The 21,767-nt window shown below is 65.4% G+C and carries 20 protein-coding genes; 10 read left to right on the plus strand and 10 right to left on the minus strand.

Annotated elements, in window-relative coordinates; genetic code table 11:
- Positions 1-12 precede the first annotated feature (12 nt).
- The 6 genes from nosZ to E4K64_RS24775 are packed head-to-tail and all read left to right on the plus strand — an operon-like array spanning position 13 to position 6,652.
- Complete coding sequence (nosZ, locus tag E4K64_RS24750) at positions 13-1,959, plus strand: TAT-dependent nitrous-oxide reductase (RefSeq protein ID WP_135165837.1); 1,947 nt, start codon at positions 13-15, stop codon at positions 1,957-1,959.
- 35 nt (positions 1,960-1,994) lie between these two features.
- Positions 1,995-3,350 carry a nitrous oxide reductase family maturation protein NosD gene (locus tag E4K64_RS24755; protein ID WP_235884770.1) on the plus strand — a complete coding sequence of 452 codons (1,356 nt, stop codon included), beginning with the start codon at positions 1,995-1,997 and terminating at the stop codon, positions 3,348-3,350.
- On the plus strand, positions 3,347-4,267 hold the full coding sequence (locus E4K64_RS24760; RefSeq protein ID WP_135165838.1) for an ABC transporter ATP-binding protein: 921 nt from the start codon (positions 3,347-3,349) through the stop codon (positions 4,265-4,267). The genes E4K64_RS24755 and E4K64_RS24760 overlap by 4 nt, the downstream gene beginning before the upstream one ends.
- A complete protein-coding gene (locus tag E4K64_RS24765) occupies positions 4,264-5,091 on the plus strand; it encodes an ABC transporter permease subunit (protein WP_135165839.1) in 828 nt (275 codons plus the stop codon). Before E4K64_RS24760 ends, E4K64_RS24765 begins: the two co-directional genes overlap by 4 nt.
- Entirely contained in the window at positions 5,088-5,660 is a 573-nt protein-coding gene (locus E4K64_RS24770; RefSeq protein WP_135165840.1) for a nitrous oxide reductase accessory protein NosL, read from the plus strand. Before E4K64_RS24765 ends, E4K64_RS24770 begins: the two co-directional genes overlap by 4 nt.
- On the plus strand, positions 5,657-6,652 hold the full coding sequence (locus tag E4K64_RS24775; RefSeq protein ID WP_135165841.1) for an FAD:protein FMN transferase: 996 nt from the start codon (positions 5,657-5,659) through the stop codon (positions 6,650-6,652). Before E4K64_RS24770 ends, E4K64_RS24775 begins: the two co-directional genes overlap by 4 nt.
- 8 nt (positions 6,653-6,660) lie before the next feature.
- On the opposite strand, the gene E4K64_RS24780 is transcribed toward E4K64_RS24775, so the two are convergent.
- From E4K64_RS24780 to E4K64_RS24815, 8 genes are all read right to left on the minus strand, one after another.
- Positions 6,661-7,488 (minus strand): hypothetical protein, encoded by an 828-nt coding sequence (locus tag E4K64_RS24780; protein ID WP_135165842.1) that lies wholly within the window; start codon positions 7,486-7,488, stop codon positions 6,661-6,663.
- 89 nt (positions 7,489-7,577) lie between these two features.
- On the minus strand, positions 7,578-8,867 hold the full coding sequence (fsrB, locus tag E4K64_RS24785) for a siderophore utilization protein FsrB (protein ID WP_135165843.1): 1,290 nt from the start codon (positions 8,865-8,867) through the stop codon (positions 7,578-7,580).
- A gap of 56 nt (positions 8,868-8,923) precedes the next feature.
- Positions 8,924-11,221 carry a TonB-dependent siderophore receptor gene (locus E4K64_RS24790; RefSeq protein ID WP_235884771.1) on the minus strand — a complete coding sequence of 766 codons (2,298 nt, stop codon included), beginning with the start codon at positions 11,219-11,221 and terminating at the stop codon, positions 8,924-8,926.
- A gap of 244 nt (positions 11,222-11,465) precedes the next feature.
- Positions 11,466-12,131 carry a methionine ABC transporter permease gene (locus E4K64_RS24795; RefSeq protein ID WP_135165845.1) on the minus strand — a complete coding sequence of 222 codons (666 nt, stop codon included), beginning with the start codon at positions 12,129-12,131 and terminating at the stop codon, positions 11,466-11,468.
- The gene (locus tag E4K64_RS24800; protein WP_209311989.1) at positions 12,121-13,269 is read right to left on the minus strand and encodes a methionine ABC transporter ATP-binding protein; all 1,149 of its coding nucleotides are present in this window, start codon (positions 13,267-13,269) and stop codon (positions 12,121-12,123) included. The genes E4K64_RS24795 and E4K64_RS24800 overlap by 11 nt, the downstream gene beginning before the upstream one ends.
- 234 nt (positions 13,270-13,503) lie before the next feature.
- Positions 13,504-14,976, minus strand: coding sequence for a DASS family sodium-coupled anion symporter (locus tag E4K64_RS24805; protein ID WP_135165846.1), 1,473 nt, complete (start codon positions 14,974-14,976; stop codon positions 13,504-13,506).
- Between the two features lie 113 nt (positions 14,977-15,089).
- Complete coding sequence (locus E4K64_RS24810; RefSeq protein WP_135165847.1) at positions 15,090-15,896, minus strand: enoyl-CoA hydratase/isomerase family protein; 807 nt, start codon at positions 15,894-15,896, stop codon at positions 15,090-15,092.
- Between the two features lie 31 nt (positions 15,897-15,927).
- Entirely contained in the window at positions 15,928-16,686 is a 759-nt protein-coding gene (locus E4K64_RS24815; RefSeq protein WP_135165848.1) for a hypothetical protein, read from the minus strand.
- A gap of 62 nt (positions 16,687-16,748) precedes the next feature.
- Here E4K64_RS24815 and nthA point away from each other — a divergent pair, with 62 nt between their 5' ends.
- The 3 genes from nthA to E4K64_RS24830 are packed head-to-tail and all read left to right on the plus strand — an operon-like array spanning position 16,749 to position 18,408.
- Complete coding sequence (gene nthA, locus E4K64_RS24820; protein ID WP_135165849.1) at positions 16,749-17,375, plus strand: nitrile hydratase subunit alpha; 627 nt, start codon at positions 16,749-16,751, stop codon at positions 17,373-17,375.
- Complete coding sequence (gene nthB, locus E4K64_RS24825; protein WP_135165850.1) at positions 17,372-18,031, plus strand: nitrile hydratase subunit beta; 660 nt, start codon at positions 17,372-17,374, stop codon at positions 18,029-18,031. The genes nthA and nthB overlap by 4 nt, the downstream gene beginning before the upstream one ends.
- Positions 18,031-18,408, plus strand: a complete 378-nt coding sequence (locus E4K64_RS24830) for a nitrile hydratase accessory protein (RefSeq protein WP_167772237.1) — start codon at positions 18,031-18,033, stop codon at positions 18,406-18,408. The genes nthB and E4K64_RS24830 overlap by 1 nt, the downstream gene beginning before the upstream one ends.
- Before the next feature lie 183 nt (positions 18,409-18,591).
- Here E4K64_RS24830 and queC read toward each other — a convergent pair whose 3' ends face one another.
- Positions 18,592-19,305 (minus strand): 7-cyano-7-deazaguanine synthase QueC, encoded by a 714-nt coding sequence (queC, locus tag E4K64_RS24835; protein ID WP_135165852.1) that lies wholly within the window; start codon positions 19,303-19,305, stop codon positions 18,592-18,594.
- Between the two features lie 126 nt (positions 19,306-19,431).
- On the opposite strand from queC, the gene mazG reads away from it, so the two are divergent.
- Positions 19,432-20,286: a nucleoside triphosphate pyrophosphohydrolase gene (gene mazG, locus E4K64_RS24840; RefSeq protein WP_135165853.1), complete on the plus strand. Its 855-nt coding sequence runs from the start codon at positions 19,432-19,434 to the stop codon at positions 20,284-20,286.
- A gap of 88 nt (positions 20,287-20,374) precedes the next feature.
- Here mazG and hflX read toward each other — a convergent pair whose 3' ends face one another.
- Positions 20,375-21,757: a GTPase HflX gene (gene hflX / locus E4K64_RS24845; protein WP_167772238.1), complete on the minus strand. Its 1,383-nt coding sequence runs from the start codon at positions 21,755-21,757 to the stop codon at positions 20,375-20,377.
- Between the last annotated feature and the right edge of the window lie 10 nt (positions 21,758-21,767).

The following is a 21,767-nucleotide window of genomic DNA, read 5'->3' on the forward strand; positions in this document are numbered from 1 at the left end:
GAGGAGGCTATCATGAGCGAGAACGAGCAGGCAAAGGGCGTCAGCCGACGAACAGTGCTGGGAACGACGGCGGCCGCAGCGGGCGTGGGCCTTGCCGGCGGAGTCGCGATGAAGGATGGCGGCTTCGTCTCGTCCGCGGACGCGCAGACCAAGAATGCTGCGCCGAAAGCGCCCGCGGCCCGGCCAGCGGTGCAGAAGACCGACGTCGCACCGGGAGAGCTCGACGAATACTACGTGTTCTTCTCCAGCGGCCAGTCCGGCGAGATGCGCATCATCGGCCTTCCTTCGATGCGCGAACTGATGCGCGTGCCGGTGTTCAACCGTTGCAGCGCGACCGGATGGGGCCAGACCAACGAGAGCCTCAAGGTTCTGACCGAGGGGATGCAGCCCGCGACCCGCGAATTCCTCAAGAACCGCGGCGGCACGTTCCTGAACGGCGATCTCCACCACCCGCACGTTTCGTTCACGGACGGCACCTATGACGGTCGCTATGCCTTCATGAACGACAAGGCCAACAGCCGCGTCGCGCGGGTGCGGCTCGACATCATGAAATGCGACAAGATCATCGAGCTGCCGAACCAGCACACCGTCCACGGCCTGCGCCTGCAGAAATATCCGCGCACGGGATATGTCTTCGCCAACGGCGAGGATGGCGTGCCGCTGCCCAACGACGGCAAGATCCTCGACGATCCCAAGCAATATCGCTCCATTTTCACGGCGATCGACGGCGACACGATGAAGGTGGCCTGGCAGGTGATCGTCAGCGGCAACCTCGACAACGTCGATGCCGACTACCAGGGCAAATACTGCTTCGCGACCTGCTACAACGGCGAGGAAGGCGTCACCCTCGCGGAAATGACCGCCAGCGAACAGGACTGGGTCGTCATCTTCAACATCAAGCGGATCGAGGAAGCCCTGAAGAAGGGCGACTTCAAGGAAATGAACGGCGTGCCCGTCATCGACGGCCGCAAAGGCTCAGCCTACACCCGCTACATTCCGGTCTCGAACAATCCGCACGGCATGAACACGGCTCCCGACGGCATCCACATCGTGGCGGCCGGAAAGCTCTCGCCGACCGTGACCGTGATGGACGTGCGCAAGTTCGACGATCTGTTCGACGACAAGATCAAGCCGCGCGACGTCGTCGTCGCCGAGCCCGAACTTGGCCTCGGCCCGTTGCACACCGCCTATGACGGCAAGGGCAACGCCTACACCACGCTGTTCCTCGACAGCCAGGTCTGCAAGTGGAGCATCGACCTCGCCAAGCGGGCCTTCCAGGGTGAGAAGGTCAATCCCATCCTCCAGAAGCTCGACGTGCACTATCAGCCCGGTCACAACCACACCTCGATGGGGCAGACCAAGGAGGCGGATGGAAAGTGGCTCATCTCGCTGAACAAGTTCTCGAAGGATCGCTTCCTGAACGTCGGGCCGCTCAAGCCGGAGAACGATCAGCTGATCGATATCTCAGGCGATCAGATGAAGCTGGTGCATGATGGCCCCAGTTTCGCCGAGCCGCATGACGCCACCATCGTCCACCGCTCCAAGATCAACCCGATCTCGATCTACGACCGCGCGGATCCGATATTTGCGGATGCGGTCAAGCAGGCCAAGGCCGACGGCATCGACCTCGAGGCGGATTCGAAGGTCATTCGCGACGGCAACAAGGTGCGCGTCTACATGACGTCCACCGCCCCCGCCTTCGGCCTCGAGCAGTTCCAGGTCAAGCAGGGCGAGGAGGTCACCGTCTTCATCACCAATATCGACGCGGTCGAAGACCTCACGCACGGCTTCTGTATCGTCAACTACGGCATCAACATGGAGATCGGGCCGATGGCCACCTCGTCGGTGACCTTCACCGCCGACAAGCCAGGCGTCTATTGGTACTATTGCTCCTGGTTCTGCCACGCCATGCACATGGAGATGAAGGGCCGGATGTTCGTCGAGCCCAAATCGGTTTGAAGTCGGTCTGAAGTCGATCTGATCGGAGCGACCTCGTGGGTCCATTGTTGCGCATGTTTCCGGCGGCGCTGGTCGCCGCCGGATTGTCTGGCTTCGCCAGTGCGGAGACGTTGACGGCTGCGCCTGGCCAGTCGCTGCAAGCTGTGCTGGATGGCGCGCGTGCCGGCGACGTCGTCGAGCTTGCGCCTGGCGAATACCATGGTTCGATCCAGATCGACCGTCCCCTGCAGCTGGTCGGGAGTCGCGAGGCGGTGCTCGACGGCGACGGCTCGGGCAACGTCATCACGGTCAGCGCCCCCGACGTCACCGTCCGCGGTCTGACCATCCGGGCGTCCGGTCGCGACCTGCAGACGATGAATTCCGGGATCTTTCTGCAGAAGACGGCCGAACGCGCGACCATCGAGGACAACCGGCTGGTGGGCAACCTGTTCGGCGTCTATGTGCATGGCGCCCAGGGCTCACGGGTCGTCGGCAACGAGATCGAGGGACTGCGTGGCGGCCGGCTCAGCGAGGCCGGGAACGGCGTCTCGCTGTGGAATGCGCCCGACGTCACCATCGCCAACAACAAGTTCCGCTACGGCCGCGACGGCATCTTCACCATTTCAAGCCGAAAGGACCGCTTCGTCGGAAACCGCTTCGAGCAGGTCCGCTTCGCGATCCATTACATGTACACCAACGACAGCGAAGTGAGCGGCAACGTTTCGATCGGCAACCATGTCGGTTACGCCATCATGTATTCGAACCGGCTGGTGATCCGCGGCAACGTCTCCGATCACGATCGCGACTATGGGATGCTCTTCAACTACGCGAACTATGCCCAGATCGAGAACAACCGGGTGACCGGCGGCCCGCTGAACGCGACGATACTGAGCACGCAAGATAGCCCCGACGACGAGCGAGGCATGCTTCCGCAGCCGAAACGGGAGAGCACTCTGAAGAGCGGCCCGGAGAAATGCGTGTTCATCTACAACACCAATCACAACAAATTCCGCAACAACTGGTTCGAGCGTTGCGCCATCGGCGTGCACTTCACGGCCGGCTCCGAAGGCAACGAAATCACCGGCAATGCCTTCGTCAGCAATGCCAACCAGGTGAAATATGTCGGCACCCGGCACCTCGACTGGTCGACCGGAGGGCGCGGCAATTACTGGAGCGATAATCCGGCATTCGATCTCAACGGGGACGGCATAGCCGACACGGCATATAGGCCGAACGACCTCATCGACCGCGTGCTGTGGACGGCGCCGGCTGCGAAGGTCCTGATCAACAGCCCCGCCGTCCAGGTGATCCGCTGGGCGCAGGCGCAGTTTCCGGCGTTGCTCCCCGGCGGCGTGGTCGACAGCCATCCACTGGTATCGCCGCCGCAGAGCACGCCGAAGGAGACGCGATGACCGGCACGGTACGCGTCAGCGACGTCACCAAGAGGTATGGCCGGGTCGAGGCCGTGCGCGATGCCTCGTTCTCGCTTGGAGAAGGCGAGCTGGTCGCCTTGATCGGTCATAACGGCGCCGGCAAGACCACGCTGTTGAAGCTCATGCTGGGGTTGATCCGGCCAACCAGCGGCGCCATCGAGGTTCTCGGAGACAATCCGGCCGCCGGCGAATTCGCCGGCCGGCGCCAGCTCGGCTATCTCCCCGAAAACGTCTCCTTCGACCCTGCCCTCACCGGCCGCGAGACGCAGGCCTTCTACGCCCGGCTGAAGCGGGAGCCGGTGGCCAAGGCCCTCGGTCTGCTCGACACCGTCGGGCTCGGCGCCGCCAGCCGCCGCCGGGTGAGCACCTATTCGAAGGGCATGCGCCAACGGCTGGGCCTCGCGCAGGCGCTGCTTGGGGCGCCGCGCGTGCTGCTGCTGGACGAGCCGACCACCGGCCTTGATCCTGAGCTGCGGCAGACCTTCTACGACATCATCGCGCGGCTCGCGGCCGGGGGCGCAACGGTGCTGCTGTCATCGCATGCGCTGACCGAGCTCGAGGAGCGCGCCGGCCGGGTCATCATCATGAACCGCGGCATCAAGGTCGCGGACGGATCGATCGACGAGCTGCGTCGTCTCGCCCGGCTGCCCACCAGGATCCGTCTCAAGGTCGCAGGCCTGGCCCCGAGCGAGATGCCGGACTGGGCGCCGCAGGATGCGACCTGCCGCCGCTTGAACGGCCACATCGTCGAGATCGACGCCGCGCCGGAGCGGAAGATCGAGCTGCTGCACCGCGCGACGGCCGCCGGCAATGCCGTGGAGGATGTCGACGTGGTCCCGCCGACCCTCGACGAGCTCTACGCTCACTTTCTTCGGCAATCGGAGCGGGCGCCATGAACGTCCTGATCATCGCCGCCAAGGAAATCCACCAGGCCATCCGCAATCGCTGGGTGCTTGCCGCAACGCTCCTGCTCGCCGGGCTTGCTTTGTCGCTGACCTTTCTCGGCAGCGCGCCAACCGGCAACGTGGGCGTTCGTACGCTGGACGTGGTCGTCGTCAGCCTGTCGAGCCTGACGATCTTTCTCGTTCCGCTGATCGCGCTTCTGATCTCCCACGACGCCATCGTCGGCGAGATGGAACGGGGGACGATGCTGTTGCTGCTGAGCTATCCGGTGGCGCGATGGCAAGTGCTGCTCGGCAAGTTCCTGGGCCACCTCGCCGTGCTCGCCTTTGCGACCTGCCTCGGTTACGGCGCGGCGGTCGGAGCGCTGGCGGCGACCGGCAGCCAGATCGATAGCGATAGTTTCCTGGCGTTCGCGGCCATGGTGGGTTCCTCGGTGCTGCTCGGCGCAGCTTTCGTCGCCATCGGATATCTGGTCAGCGCGCTCGTGCGCGACCGCGGAACGGCGGCCGGCATCTGCATCGGATTGTGGCTGCTGCTGGTGCTGATCTACGACATGGCGCTGCTGGGCGTGCTTGCGCTCGATCAGGGACGCAGCATCTCGGCGGCCGCGCTCAACGCCATGCTGTTGGCGAACCCGACCGACGCCTACCGGCTGATCAACCTGACCGGCTTTGCCAATGTCAGCACCTTCGCCGGCATGGCCGGTCTTGCCCAAACCACGTCCCTGACGATACCGGTCCTGCTGACCGCCCTGCTCGGCTGGACGCTGCTGCCGCTGGGGCTGGCCGCGCTCGCCTTCTCGCGGAGGGAGCTATGAAGCGCCGAATGTTGCTTCTCGCCCTGCTCGTGCCGCTGGCGCTCGCCGGCTGCAACGACAAGCAGGTGGCGAAGGTCCCGCCGCCGCATCGGATGACGGCGGAAGACATCGGCCATTATTGCGGCATGAACGTGCTCGAGCATCCGGGACCGAAGGGCCATATCTTCGCCGCGAGCCTGATCGCGCCGGTGTGGTTCTCGTCGGTGCGCGACACCATCGCCTTCACCATGTTGCCGGACGAGCCGAAGGACATTTTGGCGATCTACGTGTCCGACATGGGCAAGGCGTCGGGCTGGGACAAGCCCGGCGCCGACAATTGGATCGAGGCGCGCAAGGCGCTGTTCGTGATCGAGAGCCGGGTCAGGAGCGGCATGGGCGGCGACGAGGCCGTTCCGTTTTCGGACCGAGCGGCGGCGGAGAAGTTCGTCGGTGAAAACGGCGGCCGGATCGTCGGCTTCGACGAGGTGCCGCAGGACTACGTCCTGGCGTCGGCGAATGCCACCGGCGCCGCTGCGGCCGACGAAGCGGCCGAGGGCCCGCCAGGCGAACGACCGAGGAGGACGCCATGACGCGCACCCTGACGCGCCGACGCTTCATCCGGATCAGCGCGGCGACAGCGGGCCTCGGCGCGCTGGCCCCGCGACATCTCGTTCGTGCAGAGGTCGCGCCGGTGACCTGGCGCGGCACGATGCTGGGCGCGGTCGCGACGATGGAGATCCACGACGAAGATCGCAGCCGGGCGGAGCGACTGATCGTGCTGGCCTGCGCCGAGGCGCGGCGGCTCGAGCGGCTGTTCAGCCTTTACCTTGAGGATTCCGCCCTGGTCGCGCTGAACCGGACCGGTATCCTGATCGATCCCGCCGCCGAGATGGTCGATCTGCTATCGGCCGCGCAGCGCTATGCCACGCTGACGGGCGGCCTGTTCGACGTCACGGTGCAGCCGCTGTGGGAGCTCTATGCCGGCCATTTCGCGCGAGATGACGCCGATCCCGCGGGTCCTCCGCCGGCCGCGATCGCGGCCGCGCTGGCGCGGGTCGGCAGCCACCGGCTGTCGGTCAGCCGCGACCGCATCGTGATGCCCAGGGGCATGGCCGTGACCCTGAACGGGATCGCGCAAGGCTACGTCACGGACAAGGTGGTGGACCTACTCCGGGCGCACGGCGTCACTCACAGCCTGGTCGACATGGGTGAAGCGCGCGCAATCGGCTCGCGTCCGGACGGACGCCCCTGGGAGGTCGGCATCGCCGATCCGGACGTTGTCGGCCAGACGAAAACCGTGCTGCCGATCGTCGATCGCGCCGTCTCCACCTCGGGCGGTTACGGCTGCCAGTTCGATGCCGACGCGCGCTTCAACCATTTGTTCGATCCCAGATCGGGTGGCTGTGCGCGCCGCTATCGCAGCGTGACGACGGTTTCCCGCAGCGCGACCGCCGCGGATGCATTGTCGACGGCGTTCAGCCTGATGCCGGAAGACGAGATTCGATCGTTGCTGCCGCGCGCCGACATCGACCGCGTGCACCTGATCGATGAGGCCGGCAAGGCGGTCGAATTGTCGGCGTAAGCTGCGCTTTAGCGCAACGGCAGCAGATCCAGTTGGCTCTGCGCCTTCTTCACGGCCGCCGCGTACCAGCTCTGGCTCGGCGCTTCCTTGGCGAAGCATCTGGTGTAGGCGTCCATCGCCTGGTCTTCCCTGGCCATGTCGCCGCGCGGATCCTTCTTGTTGACGGGCTTCGCCATCATCTGCTTCCACACGCGCTCGCAGGCCGGAATTTCCGCCGTCTTCACGGCGTCCCTTGTGGCGATGAAGTAGACCTTGTCGCCCTTGATCGCGACGACGTCGATTTCATCCGGCGCACCCTTGAGCCCGCCATTGCCGCGCAGGCCGAGGACGGCGAACGCGGCACTCGCGGATGCGGGCTTGGTGATCGGCAGCTCGGCATATTTGGCGAAGGCGGCATCCTGGATCGCGTGATAATAGAAGCGGTCGGACTGGAACGCGGCGCTGCTCTCCTGCGGCATGCCGTCCTCGCGATGCTCGCGCAGCCATTGCGCGAGAAGCGCGGTCGTGGTCACGACGGCTTGCGTCTTGTCGCCGTCCGAGGCGAAACTGAGCCCGTCGAGATGACCGAAGCCGACGTCGCTTCGGAACAGCGTGTCGACGTTCGACTTGCCGTCCGCGGCAAGTCCCTTGATCGCGACCGGTCCCACCAGGCCGCGCAGCACGCCTGCCAACTCCTTCAGAGCGGCATCGTGCTGCTTGTAGATCTCGTCGCTCTCCTTGGCCTTCGAGAACTTTGCGATGTAGCGATCGCGCAGGCCGAGATAGTGCTGCTCGGGCGCCGCCGCATCAGCAGGCGTCGCCAGGACGAGCAGGCAGAGCAAGGCAGGCAATCTCATTCAATGTCCGCGGACTTTGGGGGGCGATCTCCATCTTTGTGCCGCCGGTAGGCGCGAAGGTTCATCCGCAACGACCGCGCTCTTGCGTCCTACTCCGCCGGCGTCAGCTGCCGGTTCAAGCGCACCGCCGCGGTCTCGCGGACACGGACCCGGGCGCGGCGCTTGCGCCACCAGATCACGACGCCGGTGACCGAAAGCGCCGCCACCACGAGGCCCATGATCGAGATCAGGACGCGGCCGAACAGGCCGACGATGCGGCCCGAATGCAGCGGGAACTGCGCCTGGACGAAGATATCGGCGGCGGTGCCGACCCAGGGCAGCCGCTCGCCGATCGGGCGGCCATCCTCGCTGTCGTAATAGAGCTGCGCCGGGCCGACCCCGCCGGCGCCGTGATCGTCGCCGGGGTGGAAGAAGGCGGCGGCATAGACGCCGTGGGCCGGGCCGTAATTGATCGAGCCGACCGGGATGGTCCAGCCTCGCGCCTTGCCGTCGGCCGCCGCGCGCGCGGCGATCTCGGCGAAGGTCACCTTGGGCTCGATCGGATCGTCGAGATCGCGATAGGGCCGCTGCTCATAGGGCGTCGGCGTATAGTTCGACACCATCTTCATCAGCGGCGAGAACACCTCGAAATAGAGGTTCAGCGAAAACGCGGTGAAGGCGATGACGAAGAGCACGCCCCAGGTCCACAGGCTGAAGGCGCGATGGATGTCGAAATTGATCCGGTAGGCGCTGCCCGAGGTCTTGATGGTCCAGGCCGGTGCCCAGCGCGCCCAGAAGCCACGCTCGAGCTGGCGCGCGACGCTAGGCGCCCGCGCCGCGCTGGCGCGCCTTCGCGAGGGCAGCGTCAGGTAGAAGCCGACGAAGCAATCGATGGTCCAGATGATGGCGATCACGCCGAGCACGCGCATGCCCCAGCGATCGCTGCCCCAGAATTCCGGGATGTGCATCGTGTAGTGCAGCTTGTAGAGGAAGGAGACGAAATTCTCCCGCGTCACCGGCCACACCGCGCCCCAATAGCGCCGGCCAAGCTCCGCGCCGGTGTTGGGATCGAGAAACACCTGATTGTAGTCGATCGCGTAGCGCCTGCCGGTCGAAGGATCGATCCGCGGCATAACGAAGAACCACAGCGAGTGGCCCTCCTCCGGCGTCATGAAGAGGTAGACGACGCGCGCGCGGGGATCGCGCTGCTCGATCATCCTGGCGAGCTCGATCGAGGGTATCGCCGGGCCCTTGCTGGTGACGTCGAACAAATGGCCGTTCAGGACGTCGTCGATCTCGTGATCCCAGGAGATGATCGCGCCGGTGATGCCGGAGAAGAACAGGAATCCGGCCGTGAGCAGTCCCGCCCACCGATGCAGCCTGCCCAATATCGCTCTCATCGTGTTCCACTCTCATCCAGTAGATCCGGCTCCCCTTCGCCGGACCGTCTTCCAATTCACCACCGGTAGGTCAGCTTGCCGATGGCTTTCCGTCCTTCGGCGTACATGCAGCCCGACAGGCCGTAGCAGGCGGCGACATAACGCGTATCCGCCAAATTGGTGACGTTCACCGACAGACGCCAATTGTCCCTGGTGTAGGCAAGCAGCGCGTCCAGCACCGTGGCCGATCCCACCTTGAACGTATTGGCCTCATCGCCCCAGGTCGCGCCGACATAGCGGATGCCGCCGCCGAACTGCAAGCCCGCCAGCAGCCCGTTCTGGAGCGTGTAGTCGCTCCACAACGAAGCGCGGTTGAGCGGCACGGGGATCGGCGCCTTGCCGACATTGACCGGATCCTGCGTGACGACGGCATCGACATAGGCATAGGCGGCACGCAAGTTCCAGCCGTCGGCGAGCGACATCGAGCCTTCGAGCTCGATGCCACGCGATTTCACCTGCCCGATCTGTTCGTAATAGGTGGTTGTAGGCACGTAGACGCCGACGTTGTCGCGCGTCAGGTCGAAGGCCGCGAAGGTAAACAACGCGTTCCAGCCGAGCGGCTGGTACTTGACGCCGACCTCGTACTGCACGCCGGTCTCGGGATTGAGCATCTGTCCCGCGGCATTGGTCGCCAGCACCGGCAGGAACGATTCCGAATAGCTGAAATAAGGCGCGATGCCGTTGTCGAAATTGTACATGACGGCGGCGCGACCGGTGAAGGCCGAGGCATCCTTCGTGACCGACGTATCGGCCGGGGCCAGATTGGTGTCGACCTGGGTCGTCACGAAGTCCTGGCGACCTGCGAGCAGGAACGAGAGCCGGCCGAGCTTGATCTGATCCTGCGCGTAGAGGCCAAGCTGCGACTGCTTGACGCCCTTGTTGTCGTACATCCCGCCCATGGTCCAGTCGTAGCTGTAGACCGGGTTGAAGACGTTGAGCTCCGGCGACGACGTCGTGACGGCAAAGGCGGTGTCGCGGAACGTGGTGTTGCGATAGTCGAGCCCGACCAGGGTGTTATGGCTGAGGATGCCGGTTACGAACTTGCCCTGGAGCTGGTTGTCCACCGCGAAGGAGTTGATGTACGAGTTGCTGTAGCTGCCGAACCGCCCGAGCTGTCCCGCCGCTTCGTCGGTGTATCCGGTGCCGTAGAAGACCTTCTCCTCGTTGTGCTGGTAGGCGTAGCGCAGGTTCTGCCGGAACGTGATGTTGTCGGTGAAATTGTGCGACAGCTGATAGCCGGCGGTCGCGATCTCGGTGTTGAAGGCGTCGAAGCTCGGCACACCCGCGAAGAACGAGACCGGGATGGTGCGGCCGTTGTTCGGCCAGACCGTGCCCGAGGCCGGCAGGAACTGAAGGCCCCACCCTGCCCGGTCCCGCTGATAGTTGGCGAGCAGTGTTATCGTCGTGTCCTCGTTCGGCTTGAACGTGACCGCGGGCGCGATGAAGACGCGATTGTCCTTGGTAAAGTCGACCTGAGTCTCACCGTCGCGGACAACGCCGGTCAGGCGCCACAGCACGGTGCCTTCCTTGTTGGCGGGCCCGCCCATGTCGAACTGGCCCTGGTAGCGGTTGAAGCTGCCGCCGGAGATCGAGACCTCGCCGAACTGCTGTGCGGTCGGCAGCTTGGTCACGTAGTTGAGAATGCCGCCGGTGCCGCTGCCGCCATACATCGCCGAGGACGGCCCCTTCAGCACTTCCAGGCGCTCGGCGCCGTAGGGATCGAGGCCGTTGAAGTGGACGTAGTTGCTCGAGGGAATCCGCAGGCCGTCGACGTAGAGGCCGGACATGGTCGTGTCGAAGCCGCGAATCTGGAGCGCACCGAAGCGGGTGTCGGAGCCGCCATTGACGTCGCCGCTGACGCCGGCGGTGTAGCGCAGTGCCTCGCCGATCGAGACCGCGCCCTGGTTCCTGACCTGGTCGGTGGTGATCACGGACACCGACTGCGGCGTTTCGATCAGCGGCGTATCCGTCTTGGTGGCGGTGCCGCTCCGCGTGGCGACGAAACCGCGTACCGGGCCGTTGGCGCGCTCGCCCGTCGCACCATTCGATGATGCCGACTGGGTTGGCGCGGCCTGCTGCGCGGGAGACCGGCGATTGGCGCGCGAGGTCCGCGTCGCCGATCTTCGCGACGAAGCGATCGCCGCAGGACGGGCGCGCTGAGCCGGCGCATCGACGGTGACCGCCGGAATCTGCGTCTGGGCCTCTGCGGAACCGAAGGGAACGACGAGGCAGAGCGTGCTGACCGCTCCGAGGCAGAGAATCTGGATCCGGCGAGAACGCGTGTTGCCACGCGAAGAAGATTGGAGGTCGGTCACGTCTTTCGAAGCCCCACGCACTGCCGGCTTTGCCGGTATCGTTCTTGATGTTCCGCCCTAGCTCAGGCGGTTTCGGAGTGCGAGAGGAACGAGGCTAGAATTTCTCCAGACGTGTGCGCAGAACGTGCGACCAATGCGCTCACGCGAGCTGTGCAGCTCAAAGCGCATTCTGCGAGATGCGTTCTTTAGAATTGGAATATTTCCAGACTGTCGATCTGCGCTCTGTTCCGCACAGAGCGGTCTTTCAGCGATGCCGCAGCCGGCGGTTGACCCGGCGTGCCAGATAGTCGCCCGCGCTCTGGACCAGCTGCACCAGCGCAATCAGCACGACGACGACCGCCAGCATCATCTCCGGCATGAAGCGCTGATAGCCGTAGCGGATGCCGAGATCACCAAGGCCACCGCCGCCGACCGCGCCGACCATGGCGGAATAGCCGAGCAGGCTGACCACCGCGAGCGTCAGCGCCAGCAGAAGTCCCGGCAGCGCCTCCGGGATCAGCACCTTGAACACGATCTGAAGCGGCGAGGCGCCGAACGAGGACGCGGTCTCGATCAGACCGCCGTCGACCTCGCGGATCGCAGCTTCGACCAGGCGCGCGATGAACGGCGCCGACGCGATCGTCAGTGGCACGATCGCCGCGGTCGATCCGATCGAGGTGCCGGCAACGAGGCGCGTGAACGGGATGATGGCGACGACCAGGATGATGAAGGGCGTCGACCGCGTCGCATTGACGACGATGCCGAGCACGCGATTGACGATCGGAGCCGCGAACAGCTCCCCCTTCCGGCTGGTCGCGAGGAAGACGCCAAGCGGCAGGCCGAAGGCGGTGCCGAGCAGCGCCGCGATGCCGACCATGTAAAGGCTCTCGAAGGTGGCCTGGACGATCAGGTTGATGAGCTCAGGCGACATAGCCGAGATGCTCCGCCGGGAATTGATGTTGAGACAGAAAGGCCAGCGTCCGCGTCACCGCGTCCTCGCCGGGAATACCGAGAGGAATGCCCAGAACGAGCGAGCCGACTTGCTGGCCGCCGATCTCGTCGATGCGCGCAGACAGCAACGACACGTCGAGGCCGAGTTCGCGGGCGAGCCGGGCGACCAGGGTGTCGCCGGCCCCTGCTCCGCGCACCTGGAGCCGGATCACAGCCTGCCCGCCGGCAGACGGTGCCGCCACGATCCGGCTCGCCAGCGAGACCGGCAGGCTGTCGCCGATCACCTCGGCCAGGAAGGACTGCGTGATCGGATGCTTCGGGTGGGTGAAGATATCGGCGACATGGCCGCTTTCGACCACATGACCGGCGTCGAGCACCACGACGTCCCTGGCGAGCTGGCGCACCACAGACATTTCGTGGGTGATCAGCACGATGGTCACCCCGAGCTCGCGGTTGATGTTGGCGAGCAGATCGAGGATCGCGCGCGTGGTCTGCGGATCGAGCGCGGAGGTCGCCTCATCCGACAACAGCACGCTCGGCCGCGTCGCCAGCGCCCGGGCGATGCCGACGCGCTGCTTCTGGCCGCCGGAGAGCTCCGACGGATAGCGGTCATGCTTGTCGGCGATGCCGACGAGCGCGAGCAGCTCGGTCACGCGCGCCTTGATGTCGGCCTTGGTCCAGCCGGCGATCTCCAGCGGCAGCGCAATGTTGTCGGCCGCAGTGCGCGAGGACAGCAGGTTGAAATGCTGGAAGATCATGCCGATCGAGCGCTGTGCCAGCCGCAACTCGCGGCCCGCCAGCGCCGAGATATCGCGGCCATCCACGATCACGCGGCCCGTGGTCGGCTTCTCCAGCCCGTTGATGAGCCGCACCAGGCTCGACTTGCCGGCGCCGGAGCGGCCGATCACGCCCGTGATGGATCCGCGTGGAATGGCGAAGTCGATATTTTGCAGCGCGCTGACGCCGGGCTTGCCGCGGTAGGCGGGATAAGTCTTCGAGATGCCGGCGAAACGAACCATCGCCTCCGGTTCGTCGGCAGCAGGTGAAATCGCTTCGAACCTCTCGATCGGCTGTCCGATCGCAAGCGATTGATGGGCATTCATGGAAGCGGCCTTCATGCACAATAATATGGTCGCCGCACGCCTTAGCGTATGGGAACCAGATCGCATCGAGCGACGGGGGTTGAACTGCGGTGAGGGCTCGGATGGAACGCGCTGCATCGCAGCACACACCATCGCCCTTTCGGGCCTGTCTTGCAATGTCAGATATTTGCAGGGAGTTGGACGAAGTTTTCCCAATCTCTCCTCGGAGAAGAATATTCCTTCGCCCGGATTAGCAGCCTCCCGCCGGGCTCACCCCATCCGCAGCCAGGGCAACACGATCAGCAGGAGCCCAGCGAAATAAAGCAGTCCGAAGATCAGGCCAAAGCCCCAGAACTGGCCCTTCCCGATATAGCCGCTGCCGAAATACATCGGCGCGGGCCCGGTCGCGTAAGGCGAGATCACGCCCATCAGGCCGAGCGAGTACATGCAGAGCATGGCGAGCGTCGTGACCGGCAGATCGGGGATGCCCGATCCGACCGCGAGCACCACCGGCAGCACCGCGGCGGCATGCGAGGTGATGCTCGAGAAGAAATAGTGGATCCAGAAGAACAGCGCGACCAGAAGCAGCATCGCGGTCGACGGCGACAGTCCGGCGAGCGGCTTGGCGTATTCGGTCGCGAACCATTTGATGAAGCCGATCTCGTTGAGGCCGGAGGCCAGCGTCAGCAGCGAGGTGAAATAGAAGAACACCTCCCAGGCGCTCTTCTCGCTGACGATGTCGGCGAACTCGATCACCCCGGTCACCAGCATCAAGGAGATCACGATGAACACGACGGTGGTGGCATTGACGAAGTTCGAGCCGAGCACGGGCACGTGGATGTCCGGGCTCGAGCCCGCGATCCACAAGAACATCGCGAGCACGATCAGGCCGAGCATGATCCACTCGTTGCGCGACATCGGTCCCATGGCGCCGAGCTCTTTCGCCGCCCAATCGGAGATCTCCGGGCTGCGCTTCACCTCGGGCCGGCATACCAGGTAGCTGAGCAGCGGCACGAGAACCATCAGCAGGATGCCGAGCGGCGCGAAGCCGAGAAACCACTGGCCCCAGCTGACCTCGACCCCGACGGTCTTCTTGGCGATCGCCAGCGCCGCCGCGTTGGGCGCCAGCGCCGTGAAGAACAGCGAGCTCGTGACGGCGGTCGCGGCAAAGGCCGTCCACATCACGTAGGTGCCGATCCTGCCGGCGGTCGGCCCCGGCTCGGAGCCGTAGATGCGCGGGATGTTGCTGATGATGGGATAGACAATGCCGCCGCTACGTGCGGTGTTCGAGGGCGTTGCCGGCGCGAGCAGGAAGTCCGACATCGCCACGGCATAACCAAGGCCGAGCGTGTTGCGGCCGAGCCGCTGCACCAGCACCAATGCGATGCGCCGGCCGAGCTGGCTCTTGCGATAGCCGATCGAGAACACGAAGGCGCCGACGATCAACCAGACCGTGCTCTCGGCAAAGCCTGCCAGCATCCAGCGCAGCGACTTGGTCGGATCGGGATCGATATAGCCGGCAACGCCCGCGACCGTCAGGCCGATGAAGCCGACGGCGCCGACCGGCATCGATTCCAGGATGAGCCCGGTGATGACGGCCGCGAACACCGCGAAATAGTGCCATTGATTGACGTTGAGCCCCGAGGGCGCCGGCCACAGATAGATCACCAGCCACACCGCGAGCGGTGCGACCAGTCTCCAGCGAAACCCCTTCGCCTCCGGTGCCTGCGAATTGGCGATCATGGGCCCTCCCCTCGATTATGGTCGCATTGTGCAGCCCGTTGGCCGAGCACAGCTCTTGTCCCGGTGCGGCGTATACGGACTGTCGGTGACGCGATCAATGGCCTGGCATAAATCTACCGACCCTTGAAACGCGGCTTGCGGCGGCCCAGGAATGCCTCAACGCCCTCCTTGTGATCTTCGCTGAAACTGGCCAGCGCGAACTGGTCGACATCCATGTGGCTGGCGAGATCGTCCAGCGCATGCGCGAGCCGGTTGACCGTGAGCTTCGTCATCGCAACCGAGAGCGGCGGCTGCGCGGCGACCTTGCGAGCGAGCTCCATGGCGGCATCGAAGGCATGGCCGGGATCGGTCACCTGTTCCACCAGGCCCCACTCATAGGCCTCATCCGCCGAGATGCGTTGGTCGGCCAGGATCACCGCCTGCTTGGTGCGGGCGGGTCCGATCAGGTGCAGCATGCGCGGGATGCTCTGCCAGCTCATGTTCATGCCGAGCCCGATCTCGGGCACGCGCAGATGCGCGTCGTGCCCCATCACGCGGAAGTCGAGCGCCACGGCCAGCGCGACGCCGCCGCCGACGCAAAAACCCTCGATCGCCGCGATCGTGATCTGCTCCATCTCCTGCCAGGCGTGCGTCAAGCGCGGTCCGAGCTTGAGGTGCCGGCGCAGCGTGCCGAGATCCATCTCCTTGCGCGAGCGGCCCTCGTCGTCTTTCAAGTCGAAGCCGGCGCTGAATGCGCTGGTGCTGCCGGTCAGAACCACGACGGAGGTTGTCGCGTCATCTTCGAAGCTGCGCGCGGCCGCGGTGAGCTGCCGCAGCGCCTCGGGCGACAGCGCATTGATGCCGTCATTGCGGTCGAACCGCACGATCGCGATCCGCCCCTCCGGCCCGTGACCCTTCTCGATCGTCACGTAATTGGTCAACGGAAGTCTCCCCTGTTCTTGTTGCTCTTGATCACAGATGTCCGGTGCGCCGGTGCTCCGGCTCACTGCCGTGGACCGGAAACCGGATCGTCGTCCCGATGGTGATCCAGTTGGCGTTCTCGCCGCCGATGTTGCGGCCGTAGATCACGTCGACGGAAAATATCTCGTTCGGCCGGTAGCGGACGCCGGTCTGCAACCGCGGTTGCACGACGCTCGCGACCTCGGACGCGCCGGCCTGGCCATAGGCTTCGATCGTCCATTGCAACGTGTCCGTGAACTTCCAGTCGAAGCCGATGCCATAGGTCAGGTAGTGGCGATCCACGGTGCGATCCCAGAGCCAGCCGCCGTTGACGTTGATGCGCATGGTCTCGGACAGGCGGAAGGTCGCGGGGATGACGGCAAAGGCGGACAGCGCCTCGCCGGTCGCCACGTCGAACGATCCCCCGCCATAGGCCGACAATCCCCATCGCCCCACCCCGGTCGGGATGAAGTTCGTCTTGGCCTTGGGAGCGATCGTCGTGCTCCAATCGCCATCGCTGCGGGCGCGGATGGTCTGGAGGCTGAGCTCGATCGGCCTGAAGGGATCGACGACGCAGGAGGGATTGGCGACCGCCGAAAAATCGGTGTTGGTCGCGGCCGACATCCAGCTCTCGACCTTGCAGGAGCCGACCTCGGAGATGTCGGCGGCATCGACCGCATAGGCGCCATTCGCAGCGCGCGCATCATGCGCCGCCAATGCGACAAGAGCCGCGATTGCGGCAATTATTCCGGTTCGTTCAGGCCAGCCCATGGCGAGATGTTAGCAGAGTCTTCGCCTCGACAAGGCCCGGATTCTGGGACTATGTTCGCGCCATGAGCGAGCACCACCACGACCACGATCACGACCATTCCGAGCTGTCGGAGACCGAGCTGCGCGTGCGCGCGCTCGAGACCATCCTGACGGAAAAGGGCTATGTCGAGCCCGCCGCGCTCGATGCCATCATCCAGGCCTACGAGACCAAGATCGGCCCGCACAACGGCGCACGCGTCGTCGCCAAGGCCTGGACCGATCCGACCTTCAAGAAGGCACTGCTGGAGGACGGCTCCAAGGCGATCGGCACGCTCGGCCATGTCAGCCGCGTCGGCGACCATCTCGTCGTGGTCGAGAACACGCCGGAGCGCCACAACATGGTCGTGTGCACACTATGCTCCTGCTACCCCTGGGAAATGCTGGGGCTGCCGCCGGTCTGGTACAAGGCCGCGCCCTACCGCTCGCGTGCGGTGAAGGATCCGCGCGGCGTGCTCGCCGATTTCGGCGTCACCCTGCCCAAGGACATGGAAATCCGGGTATGGGATTCCACTGCCGAGACGCGCTTCCTGGTGCTGCCGATGCGCCCCGCGGGCACGGAGGGATGGAGCGAGGAGCGGCTCGCCGAGCTCGTCACCCGCGATTCCATGATCGGCACCGGCTTTCCCAGCACGCCCGGAGCGCCGTCATGAACGGCGTGCACGACATGGGCGGCATGGACGGGTTCGGCAAGGTCGAGCCCGAGCCGAACGAGCCGATGTTTCACGAGGAATGGGAGTCACGTGTGCTCGCGATGGTGCGCGCGATGGGCGCGGCCGGCGCCTTCAACATCGACACCTCGCGTTACTATCGCGAAACGCTGCCGCCGCACGTGTACCTCTCGAGCTCCTATTACAAGAAGTGGTTCCTCGGGCTCGAGGAGATGCTGATCGAGAAGGGCTACCTCACCAGGGAGGAGGTCGAAGCCGGCCATGCGATGCAGCCCGCAAAGGCGCTCAAGCACGGCAAGTTCGATCGCGCCAATGTCGAGCGCGTGATGGTGCGCGGCAAGTTCGCCCGCCCCGCCCCGGCGCCCGCTAGGTTCAAGATCGGCGATCGCGTCCGCGCCAAGAACATCCATCCGACCACGCATACAAGGCTGCCGCGCTATGTCCGCGGCCATGTCGGCGTTGTCGAGCTCAACCATGGCTGCCACGTGTTTCCTGATACGGCGGCGATGGAGCGCGGCGAACATCCGCAATGGCTTTACACGGTCGTGTTCGAAGGCCGCGACCTCTGGGGCGAGGACGGCGATCCGACCCTGAAGGTCTCGATCGACGCCTTCGAGCCCTATCTGGATCCGGCGTGATGAGCAGCGCGCTTGCCGCTGCCGCGACGGCGGCCATTCCGAGCATTCCGCGCGATGACGACGGTCCGGTGTTCCGCGCGCCCTGGGAGGCGCATGCATTTGCGATGGCCCTGACGCTGCACCAGCGCGGCGTGTTCACCTGGCCGGAATGGGCTGCTGCACTCGCGCATCAGATCAAACGAGCGCAGGCCGCGGGCGATCCAGACACCGGCGAGACCTATTACCTGCACTGGCTCGCCACGCTGGAAGGCCTGGTGGCAAGCAAAGGCGTCGCCTCGACGGACACGCTGCACCGCTATCGCGATGCCTGGGACCGCGCCGCCGACCGCACGCCGCATGGCAAGCCGATCGAGCTGCGGCCGGAGGATTTTCGATAGTCCTTTGCCATTGCTGTACGGCGGCCGCCCCACTCTCCGCCGTCATCCTGAGGCGCGAACCTTGCGATGCCTTGCATCGCAAGGTGAAGCCTCGAAGAATGGGCTCCGGGCGCGCTTGCAGCCCATCCTTCGAGGCGCGCAAGGGCGCGCACCTCAGGATGACGGCGGTGGGTGTGACAGCCCTCACCGCCCCGCCACGAACTCCCGCCACCCCTTCGCCCGCAGGCTGCACGCGGGACACTCGCCGCAGCCATAGCCCCAATCGTGCTGCGCGCCGCGTTCGCCGAGATAACAGGTGTGGGAGTGCTCGCGGATCAGATCGACCAGCCCCTCGCCGCCGAGATCCTGCGCCAGCTGCCAGGTCGCGGCCTTGTCGATCCACATCAAGGGCGTATGCAGCTCAAACTTCCTGGCCATGCCGAGCGAGAGCGCCGTCTGCATGGCGCGGATGGTCTCGTCGCGACAATCGGGATAGCCGGAATAATCCGTCTCGCACATGCCGCCGACGATATGGGTGATGCCGCGCCGGTAGGCCAGCGCCGCAGCGAAGGTCAGGAACACCAGGTTGCGGCCGGGCACGAAGGTGTTCGGCAGGCCGTCGGCGCCCATAGCGATCGCGACGTCGCGCGTCAGCGCGGTCTCTGACACCGCCGCCAGCGTCGGGATCGACAGGGTATGGCTGTCGCCGAGCTTTGCGGCCCAATCCGCGCGCAACGCCTTGACGCCGTCGAACAGCCGCTCGCGGCAGGCGAGCTCGATGGCGTGGCGCTGGCCGTAGTCGAATCCCAGCGTCTCCACGCGCGAAAAGCGGCTGAGCGCCCAGGCAAGGCAGGTGGTGGAATCCTGCCCGCCGGAAAACAGCACCAGCGCGGTTTCGGATGAACATGTGTCGCTCATGGCCCGCGCTTTAGCATTGTGGAACGTCTCAGCCAATCGGTGGAAATCGACCCGTTCCGCACGCCCGCGCTGGGAACGGCGGCCGGCTTTTGGCATAAAGCTGGGAGCCAGGAGAATAGCCCCGCAATGACCCCTTCCCGCGATATTTCCCGCCTGATCGAGATCATGGCGGCGTTGCGCACGCCGGTGACCGGCTGCCCCTGGGACCTCGAGCAGAATTTTGCGACCATCGCGCCCTACACGATCGAGGAGGCCTATGAGGTGGTGGATGCCATCACGCGCGGCGACCTCGATGATCTCCGCGAAGAGCTCGGCGACCTCCTGCTCCAGGTGGTGTTCCACGCTCAGATGGCGTCGGAGCAGAACGCTTTCGCGTTCGGCGACGTCGTCGAAGCCATCACCCGTAAGATGATCCGACGCCATCCCCACGTCTTCGCCGACAAGGACGGCAACCTCGCCTCCTCCCACGTCAAGGAGGTCTGGGACCGCATCAAGGCCGAGGAGAAAGCCGAGCGCGCCGCGCGCCGGCCGCCCGAAGAGACGCCGACGCACAAATCGCTGCTGTCAGGCGTGAAGGCCGGCCAGCCCGCGCTGACCCGCGCCATGGAGCTGCAGCGCAAGGCCTCGACCGTCGGCTTCGACTGGAACGACCCGCGCGCTGTGCTCGCCAAGATCCGCGAGGAGGCCGACGAGATCGAGGCCGCGCTCGACCGTGGCGACAAGCAGGAGCTGGCGGAAGAGACCGGCGACCTCATGTTCGCCCTCGTCAATCTCGCCCGCCATGTCGATGCCGACCCGGAAGCGGCGTTGCGCGCGACCAACGCGAAATTCGAGCGGCGCTTTGCCTATATCGAACGCGCGCTGGAGGCGCAGGGCCGCACGCTGGAGCAGGCGTCGCTGGCCGAGATGGATGCGCTGTGGAACGAGGCCAAGGCTGAGACGAAGCCGGAGTCAGAGGGGCGCAAGGAAGCGCGCCGGTAATTCCACTGTCGTCCCGGATCTGCGCTTACGCTTGTCCGGGACGACAGCACCGCCGAGGCCGCAGTTGGCGCAACTCAGGCGGCGGGTCCTATGTCGCGAGATGCGGCACCGCGTCGAACCTCGACACCACGATGTCCCGCTTGGTCTCGTCCACCCGCACGGTCATGTCGAAGCGGCCGTCGTGCAGCTCCTTGGCCAGCACCTCGGCATTGCGGTGCAGCCAGCTAATGCCGGCGCCGTCGGCGGCGTCGATGGAGAGATCGAGCGTGGTGCGCTTTGCGGCAAGGCGTTCCTCGATCGCGGCGAGCAATGCATCGACGCCCTCGCCCGTGACGGCGGAGACCAGCATGGCCGGGTGGTCGACGGGCCGGCGCGCCGCGATGTTCAAAAGCTCTTCGCGCTGCTCGGAATCGTAACGGTCGATCTTGTTCCAGACTTCGATGATGCGGCCTGAATCATCGGGGTTGATGCCGAGCTGACGCAGCACCGCGTCGACGTCGCTCTGCTGCGCCTCGGCATCCTCATGCGAGATGTCGCGCACATGGAGAATGACGTCGGCCTCGAGCACCTCCTCCAGCGTGGCGCGGAAGGCGGCGACGAGCTGGGTCGGCAGGTTGGAGATGAAGCCGACCGTGTCCGACAGCATCGCCTTGCCGCCATGCGGCAGGTTGAGCGCGCGCAAGGTCGGATCGAGCGTCGCAAACAGCATGTCGGCGGCCTGCACGTCGGCGCGGGTCAGGCGGTTGAACAGCGTCGACTTGCCGGCATTGGTGTAGCCGACCAGCGCGACGACGCGATACGGCACACGCTGACGTCCCGCACGATGCAGCCGCCGCGTCGCCTGCACCTTCTTCAGCTCGCCCTCGAGCTTGGAGATGCGTTCCTGGATGAGGCGGCGGTCCGCTTCGATCTGCGTCTCGCCGGGACCGCCCATGAAGCCGAAGCCGCCGCGCTGGCGCTCCAGATGGGTCCAGGAGCGCACGAGGCGCGAGCGCTGGTAGTTGAGATGCGCGAGCTCGACCTGGAGCGAGCCTTCCCGCGTCTTGGCACGGCGGCCGAAGATTTCCAGGATCAGCCCGGTGCGGTCCAGCACCTTGGCGTGCAGCTCCTTCTCGAGATTGCGCTGCTGGATCGGCGCCAGCGCGCAATCCATCACCACGAGCTCGACCTCGAGGGTCTTGATCAGGCCAGCGATCTCCTCGACCTTGCCCTTGCCGATATAAGTGGCGGGACGGATCTGGCTGATCGGTGCGATGATGGCGTCGGCGACGACGAGATCGATCGCGCGCGCGAGGCCGGCGGCTTCGTCGAGCCGTGCCTCGGCGTCACGCAAGACATGTGTTTCCGATTGCGCGTCGGTACCGCCCGCGCGCACACGCAAGTAGGGGCCGATGACAAGCACCCGCCCCGTCTGCTTTGCCCCTGCCGACCGCGGACGGTCGGCATCCCCGTCGAAATTCCGGGGTTCCAATCAGATCACT

It is taken from the genome of Bradyrhizobium frederickii, assembly GCF_004570865.1.
Lineage (GTDB): Bacteria > Pseudomonadota > Alphaproteobacteria > Rhizobiales > Xanthobacteraceae > Bradyrhizobium > Bradyrhizobium frederickii.